The sequence below is a fragment of the Candidatus Magnetobacterium casense genome, assembly GCF_019173545.1.
Classification (GTDB): Bacteria; Nitrospirota; Thermodesulfovibrionia; order Thermodesulfovibrionales; family Magnetobacteriaceae; genus Magnetobacterium; species Magnetobacterium cryptolimnobacter.
In genome coordinates this window covers 1-1,371 of sequence record NZ_JABXWD010000666.1, presented here as the reverse complement: position 1 = coordinate 1,371, position 1,371 = coordinate 1, and the positions used below count along the sequence as shown (strand labels likewise).

The following is a 1,371-nucleotide window of genomic DNA, read 5'->3' as shown; positions in this document are numbered from 1 at the left end:
GCACCCACATCTTCAGGGCGTATGTCATCCATGTTGGATCGCTTATCGTACTTGCCCTGCATAGCGCAGAACAAGTCGCCCACGTCTACGATCAGTGCGCCTCTCTCTTGCGCCTGCTTCAGATGCTTCAGTTCCAGGTCGCGCAGGCAGGCTTTGTTATCGTGATGCCTGTCACCAGTGATGAGGAACCACTGCTCCCAGCCCGCGCTCACATCTGGAAACTTGATACGCAGGTTTCCGTTGACTAGCTCGGCGTTGTATTCATTCATGTTAAGGTTCTATTCGTATAACGGAATAAAATATGTCACTCCAGCTGAAGTGAATTCGCGCCACTCCACAGGCTTGTCGCTATCAAACTCCCATTCCTTTGGCCTGCGCGTCAGCCACCACATGGCGGCGGCGCCAATCAGACAGGCGATAATAAAGCGTACATAGGTCATTGATTACCTCTCCTATCAGGAGCATCGGTATGATTACCACCAGCGCCGGTAGCAGCAGGCAGCCTAGCTCACAGTTCAGGCAGCGTTGCTCACGGTAGGGTGAAGCAGTATGTCGAGACATAGATTCCTATCGCAATCAGGAACAGGATCACACCAGCCCACCACCACCAGGGGAGCGGGCGGTTGCTCATGTCTTTGTCCCTATCAGCGCCGCAAGTATCACGTTTACCGTGCTATTCAGCCCGTCCCAAATGTTTGACTTCATGTTCACGCCGTTCACCTTCTCGTCAAGTTCATGTATCAGCGTTTCGTGTCTGTTCATATCACCGTCCAGGCTGCTAATCCTGTCTGCGTTGCGTGCCGATTGTGTCTTTAACTCATTGGTACAGTCTGACAAATCATCCAGCTTGTGCAACATCGTGACAAGCATTTCCTTTTGGGTAAACCCTTCATACTCTGCGGCGCTGGCTACCATGTCGGCACCGCCTTATCGCTGACGAAATGCCTTGAATGGTGTCTCTAGTGCCACGCCACTGATGTATGTACCAAGCAGCACGGCGAACCAGATCAGCGTGTCGGCTGACAATACTTCGGGTAACAGGATACCGAACCCGTTCAGGATCAGCAATACGAACCCGATCAATGCAGCCCAAAACTTGCGTGATTGCAGGATACCCCGCCATCCGCCTGGGCCTGGGTCAACAGCCACGCCCAGGATGTACGATGCCAACACGACAAAGTATCCGATGGCTAATTCCTCGTTCACCTGGAACGCGGGGAAGAGCTGCACTACGAACAGCAGAACAAGCCCGACTACAAGTGCCCAAAATTTCCGTGATGTAAACAGGTCTTTCATGTTATGTCTCCTTTCTTTTCAGTTTCCGATTGTCTTAATTATACCTTACTTGCGCTACCCTCATGCGCTGTAAGG

General features: G+C 51.9%; 4 protein-coding genes. All 4 read right to left on the bottom strand.

Annotated features, from left to right (window positions below):
* Nucleotides 1-269: hypothetical protein (locus HWQ67_RS18595; protein WP_218254188.1), on the bottom strand; the 269-nt coding region annotated here is incomplete at its 3' end.
* An 82-nt stretch (nucleotides 270-351) separates the two neighbouring features.
* Nucleotides 352-561, bottom strand: a complete 210-nt coding sequence (locus tag HWQ67_RS18590; protein ID WP_218254187.1) for a hypothetical protein — start codon at nucleotides 559-561, stop codon at nucleotides 352-354.
* A 66-nt stretch (nucleotides 562-627) separates the two neighbouring features.
* A complete protein-coding gene (locus HWQ67_RS18585) occupies nucleotides 628-915 on the bottom strand; it encodes a hypothetical protein (RefSeq protein ID WP_218254186.1) in 288 nt (95 codons plus the stop codon).
* A 12-nt stretch (nucleotides 916-927) separates the two neighbouring features.
* The gene (locus HWQ67_RS18580) at nucleotides 928-1,206 is read right to left on the bottom strand and encodes a hypothetical protein (protein WP_218254185.1); all 279 of its coding nucleotides are present in this window, start codon (nucleotides 1,204-1,206) and stop codon (nucleotides 928-930) included.
* Nucleotides 1,207-1,371: the final 165 nt, after the last annotated feature.

Excerpts from the sequence above, each read along its gene's own strand:
- HWQ67_RS18590 (WP_218254187.1), bottom strand. The coding sequence starts at position 561 with ATGTCTCGACATACTGCTTCACCCTACCGTGAGCAACGCTGCCTGAAC.
- HWQ67_RS18585 (WP_218254186.1), bottom strand. The coding sequence starts at position 915 with ATGGTAGCCAGCGCCGCAGAGTATGAAGGGTTTACCCAAAAGGAAATG.